Here is a 5,942-nt window from a genome sequence, read left to right on the forward strand (position 1 = left end):
GTTTTGGGCGGTGAACGGGCGGGAGGGTGAGGCGTGCCCGGTCGGCCCGTACATGCTCGTCAGGACCGGAGGCAAACCCGCCCACCTACACTACGTCGCCTGGGAACGATACCAGTCCCGAGCCTACCTTTGCTCCGCCCTCCTTTTCATCGGCCTCACCGCGGCGGCAGTGATGCTCAGCAGCGCAAGGAGCAGGCTGAAGGGGGCCGTCGGCCTGTCGTAGCGCACGCGTCCGTTGAGGACCATCAGGCCGGCCGGTCCCGGCCGGCGGTGGGAGTGAGGCTTCCACCAGGGGCTGAACGACTGGGCCACTAGCCCGTGGCCGGAGAGCGTCCTGGGGGTTAGTACGAGGGGCTCCGAGACGGGCTTGATGCCGTTCAAACGGGACCACTCGTACGCGAGGGTGAGCTGGTCGGAGGACTGAGCAGCCAGGTGTCCGGGGGACACGATCCTCAGGATCTTCAGCTTTAGCTGCAGCACCCTCGGTTCCACGCTCGAGGACGGGGTGAAAGCCACGTACCGCGAGTCCCCGACCTGAGTCATCAGGATGGCGAACGTGGCCGTCGCGGGCGTCGTGGACAGGAACGGCGGATTCACCACCGGTCGCCCGCGGAGCACGTGGTGGACAACCTCCGTGAACCACGGGTCGCTCGAGACCACCGCGACGGCGCTTCCCGACCCGACGGTGACGGAGCCGGCGATCGTCATCCTGGGCTTCGCCAGATACGAGAGCTCGGCCATGTTGAGCGGGATGAACGTCAGCGACATCAGCGCGGCGGAGGCCAGGACCCGTCGATGCCTCCGCTCCAGCCCGGCTAGCACGGAGTCGGCGTACCGGAGGGCCTCCGATAGGGCCAGAACGTACGGGAACGCCAACCCCATGACGAGTCCGGGATGAAGGAGGGAAGCCGCGGCCAGGACGCAGGCCAGCAGCGCAGGTGCTTTCCACCGGGTCCCGAGCGCACGGTGCAGCAGGTAGCCCAGGGTTACCGTCACCGCAAGGGACACTGAGATACCCAGGCAGTACGCGATCGTCAACGGGCTCAGGATGGCGGATGTCGCCATCCGGTTTATCGACTCGGCGAGGTACGAAGCGAGGTCGTCGGCGGTGCACGCGAGGGAGGCGATCAGCGGCCACGGGGATGGAGATCGTAGCGCGAGCTCCACGCACAGGGCCAACTCCGGCAGGGCAAGGGATCCCAGGGTCCTTCGGGCGGGCGAGCCCGTCGCCAGCCCGGCCAGGTAACAGACGACGAGCGCGGGAGCGGGGTGTAGGGTGTAAGCGACGGCGGCCAGCGAGGGTAGCGCCAGGGTCGCGGCCAGGAGGCGGGAGCGAAAGGCCAGGTACGTGCACAGGGAGACGGCGAGGACGGCCAGCAGGGTCGTCGATCGGCCGAGCCCGTAGAGCAGGTAGTACGGGGTGGGGGACAGCGGGTACCCGCCGCCTAAGTAAGGGTTCCACTCCGGGAGCTCGTGCGCCCTGAGGCTCTCGGCGACCGCCTTGAGGTTCGCCACCCCGGAGGCGTAGACGTAGGGGAAGAGGGGAACGCGGAGTGGGACCAGGGCCAAGAAGATCAAGACCAGGCTTGCCATCGAGCCCAGCGCGATGGCGTCGACGTGCCTACGGGTCGGGAAAGGCACCGGCATCCCCCCGGCGGGTCCGCGCCCGCGTCGATGCCTTTATTAACGTGCGCCGCTAGTGCTGGAGCGGGTTCTGTTGCCCGAGATCCCCGATAAGGTTCTGATCATCGGGTCGGGCCCGATCGTCGTCGGTCAGGCGGCGGAGTTCGACTACTCTGGTTCTCAGGCGTGCAAGGCGCTGCGGGAGGAGGGCGTCGAGGTCGTTCTGGTGAACAGCAACCCGGCGACGATCATGACGGATCCGAACATGGCGGACCGAGTCTACATCGAGCCGTTGGACGCGCGGATCGTGGCCAAGGTGATCGAGAAGGAGACGCCGGACGGGATCCTGCCGACGCTGGGCGGTCAGACGGGGCTGAACATCGCGGTGGAGCTGGATGAGATGGGCGTGCTGGAGGAGTACGACGTCGAGGTCCTGGGCACGCCGGTGGAGACGATCGTGCGGGCGGAGGATCGGGACGAGTTCCGAGCGTTCATGGAGAGGATCGGGGAGCCGGTGTGCCGGAGCGAGGCGGTCACGTCGGTGGAGGAGGCGAAGGAGGTGGCGGAGGAGATCGGGTACCCGGTGGTGGTGCGGCCGGCCTACACGCTGGGCGGTACCGGTGGCGGTATCGCGGAGGATGAGGAGGAACTGGAGCGGGTGGTGGAGCGGGGGCTGGAATACAGCCGGGTGAACCAGGTGCTGATCGAGGAGTACGTGGGTGGTTGGGCGGAGATCGAGTACGAGGTGATGCGGGACGGTGCGGGCAACTGCATCACGGTGTGCAGCATGGAGAACGTGGACCCGATGGGCGTGCACACGGGCGAGTCGATCGTGGTGGCGCCGGCGCAGACGCTGACGGAGGAGGAGCATCAGATGCTGCGCAGCGCGGCGCTGCACATCATTGACGAGCTGGGGGTGGAGGGTGGCTGCAACATTCAGTTCGCGCTGCACCGGGAGACGGGCGAGTACCGGGTCATCGAGGTGAACCCGAGGGTGAGCCGATCGTCGGCGCTGGCCTCGAAGGCGACGGGGTATCCGATCGCGCGGATCGCGGCCAAGATCGCGATCGGGCTGCGCCTGGACGAGATCGAGAACCAGGTGACCGGGGAGACGTACGCGGCGTTCGAGCCCGCGCTGGACTACGTGGTGGTGAAGATCCCGCGGTGGCCGTTCGACAAGTTCCCGGAGGCGGACCGGACGCTGGGCACGGAGATGAAGTCGGTCGGTGAGGTGATGGCGATCGGGCGCACGTTCGAGGAGGCGCTGCAGAAGGCGATCCGGTCCCTGGAGATCGGGGAGCCGGGTCTGGGTCCCTCCCCGGAGGAGCTGGAGGCGAGCCCGGAGGAGATCCGGAGGAACGTCGAGCGGCCGAACGACCGGCGCATCTTCTACATTTACGCGGCCCTGAAGCGGGGTCTCATGGACGTGGAGGAGGCCTCGGAACTGTCGGGCATCGATCCGTGGTTCGTCGAGAAGATCCAACGGATCGTGGAGATGGAGCGGGAGATCAGGGAGCGGAGGGAGGAGCTGCTGGCGCTGATCCGCGGCGAGGAGGTGGACGAGGGGACGCGCGAGTTCGTCCGGGAAATCAAGCGGATGGGCTTCTCCGACGAGCAGCTGGCGGAGCTGCTCGGGGTGAGCGAGGACGAGGTACGGGAGGCGCGGCTGGGCGTGGGCGTGGAGGCCACGTACAAGCTGGTGGACACGTGCGCGGCGGAGTTCGCGGCCGTGTCGCCGTACTTCTACTCCACGTATGAGGAGGAGTGCGAGGCGCTGAAGTATGACTGAGGGGAGCCCGATGCGCCGGCTTGACGTCACGCTCGCTTTCCTCGTCACCGCTGCGGCCCTCGCCCCATCGATCCCGGAGCTACGCGGCGAGCACGCGGTCGTCATGGATCTGGCCGTGCAGGCGCACAAGGTCTACCTTCTGGGCACGGCGGGGCTGGCCAGGGGGGATTGGGACCCGTATTCTTACACAGGCAGGCCTCCCTTCGTCGACTATCCGATAATCCCCTTCCTGCCCGCCGTAGCGGTGTTCAAACTTACTAGAAACCCATACCTGGCGTGCACGGTGGTGGACGGTCTGTATCGGGCCCTCCCATGCTGGGTCTGGGTTCTGCTGAGAAGGGCTGGGGCGGCCACCCGAAGGACGGACGCGGCAGCGCTCGTCTACGCCGGGTCCCTACCGGCGCAGATTGTGGAGGTCTTCTCGACCCGCGTCGTGACCACGTTTTCCCTGAGCCTGGCCGTCATTGCGATCATGCTCTCCAGATCCAGGCTGAGAAGGAGGTGGCCGGTGCTGCTATCGTGGTCGGCGGCGGCTTTCGGCAATCCCCTGTACGTGTTACCTGCATTCCTGCTGGAGGTTATCAACGGTCCCACGATCCTTCTGGCCGTGATCCCGGCGGTCCCGGTGATGCTACTTGGGTACTGGTACGTCAGGCTGGCATTCACCTACACGCCCGGAACGTGGTTTCTGTACTCGCACGCGGTTGGGGAGAAGCTAGTCCTGGCCGTAGGTGTGGCCATCCTAGACGCGATCTCCCTGGGTGTCTCGGCCAAGGCGGGCGGAGGCCGGCTCGCCGCCGCGACCGCCGTCGGCGGGCTGAGTCTGATTCCGGCTGGTCCCATCGGACCTGCAAGGTTCGTGGACGTGTGGAGGACTCCGGTGATGACGATCTCGGTCGGTGTCGCGGAATCTAGGCGCTGCGGGAGTGAGTTATTGCGGATGTCGCTAGCGTCGGCACTCGTTGCCCTAGTGATATTCCATGCCCTCGCAATATCCAACGCTTTCAAGCCCGAAAGGAGGCGGCAGAGCGGGCCGTACCGGGTGCTGGTTGACGACGGCACGGGCTTCGAGTCCGCTTCCCCTGTCTGGTCTGGGTGGCCAACATACCTGCTGAGCGGGGCGTTTTACCAGGGAGCCTCCGAGCCGCAGCTGCAGTCCCTCGGACCCGCGTTGACCATCCTGACGCTGACTCAGCCGTCCTCCGACTGGTACGCGGTGTCACTGGAATGGTGTCGCAGGAGCTATGAGGAGGTGCTGGAGCGCTCATTTCGATCCTACCTTAGAGCGCTGCCGCTGAGGAGGGTGGACGTGGTTATATCGACGAGACCGCTCGCCGTGGAGCCACCCGAAGTTAGTCAAACCGACAGGCGGCACCGGGTGGAGGCGCTCGTCAATCCGTCACTCACCCTTAGGGACGCTATAGCGGTTAGGAGGGTCCGGGTGTTATACGTGGGTTCGTTCAGCGCCTACGGCATCCTGTGGGCGATCCTAGCCGGAAAGTTGGGTAGACCCCCCATCATTCCAGCCTTTTATCCGCCGGCCGCGGAGTCGGGGCAGGAGATGCCCCCGTCGAACGTCCCGTGGACCGGCGAGGTGCTGATCGTAGACAGGCTCGGATGGGAGTGGTCCGTTAAAGTGGGGTTGGTAGCTAGGGCCAAGCGCGTAATTAGGGTCTCTTCCCCGCTCTTTCCATGGAAATCGGGGTGCGACGTCGGTGACGCGGCCGAAGCGGTTCTACCGTACGTCTCTGAGCGCGCCGTCGTTAGGAGGGGGGCGGTAACCTGGTGCGAGGATGTTATTCACGTGCGTGGCGTCGGATCCGAGTTCGTAGTGATACCGTGGGGATGGGCACCCTTCTGGTCGGCGAACGGGAGGGAGGGCCGGGTGTGCCCTGTCGGTCCGTTCATGCTGGTTCACGTGGGTAAAGGGACGGCGGTGCTCCGGTATATGGGCTGGGAGCGGTACCAGCTGTGGGCCTACCTGGCGAGCGGCGTGCTCCTGCTCGCTGTGCTGTGGGGCGCGGGTCGGAAATCTTTATAATGGGACCAGGGGTCCCGTGGGGCTGGGAGGGCGCCGCGGCAGCTCAGCCTGGTTAGAGCGCCGGCCTGTGGAGCCGGTGGTCCCGGGTTCAAATCCCGGCCGCGGCCCCAGCGACAATCGTTATGAAAATCGTAACAATTGGCCCGCGGGAGGCGGGAGGTCAGTCCAGGTCGAAGTCGAGGAAGTCGTCGAAGTCCAGGTCGAGCGCGTCGTCGGCCCCGGTCTCGTTCTCCCACGACTCCTCGCCCTCCCACGATTCGGAGTCGCCGTGGTGGAGGTGTTCCTCGCGGGCGCTCATCGCCCGACGCACCATCCGCTCGAGTCTCCGGAGCCGCTCGTCGTACGGGGACACGAGCACCTTCCCGGACCCGCGCGCCCTGAGCATGAGTTCCTCCCCGTGCTTGCGGCCCAGGAGCAGGTCCAGGGCGCTGCCCTGCCAGGTGGCCTCGAAGGTGACGTCGCCCGTCCACGCGATCAGGCACTCCGGGT

General features: G+C 66.3%; 3 protein-coding genes, 1 tRNA gene and 1 pseudogene. 3 read left to right on the top strand and 2 right to left on the bottom strand.

What is annotated here, in order from left to right:
• Positions 1 to 123: 123 nt before the first annotated feature.
• A complete protein-coding gene (locus ACXJJV_RS06815) occupies positions 124 to 1,641 on the bottom strand; it encodes a putative glycosyltransferase family protein (protein WP_456467435.1) in 1,518 nt (505 codons plus the stop codon).
• A 76-nt stretch (positions 1,642 to 1,717) separates the two neighbouring features.
• Between ACXJJV_RS06815 and carB the strand changes: the two are divergent.
• The 3 genes and pseudogenes from carB to ACXJJV_RS06830 all read left to right on the top strand — a co-directional run.
• Positions 1,718 to 3,397, top strand: a pseudogene (gene carB / locus ACXJJV_RS06820) (carbamoyl-phosphate synthase large subunit); the annotation flags it as partial.
• A gap of 25 nt (positions 3,398 to 3,422) precedes the next feature.
• Positions 3,423 to 5,453 carry a hypothetical protein gene (locus ACXJJV_RS06825; RefSeq protein ID WP_456467436.1) on the top strand — a complete coding sequence of 677 codons (2,031 nt, stop codon included), beginning with the start codon at positions 3,423 to 3,425 and terminating at the stop codon, positions 5,451 to 5,453.
• 32 nt (positions 5,454 to 5,485) lie between these two features.
• Positions 5,486 to 5,563 (top strand) — tRNA-His (locus tag ACXJJV_RS06830).
• Between the two features lie 50 nt (positions 5,564 to 5,613).
• Here ACXJJV_RS06830 and ACXJJV_RS06835 read toward each other — a convergent pair.
• The coding region (locus tag ACXJJV_RS06835) for an AIM24 family protein (RefSeq protein WP_456467437.1) at positions 5,614 to 5,942 on the bottom strand (329 nt) is incomplete at its 5' end.

This window comes from Methanopyrus sp., assembly GCF_053997775.1.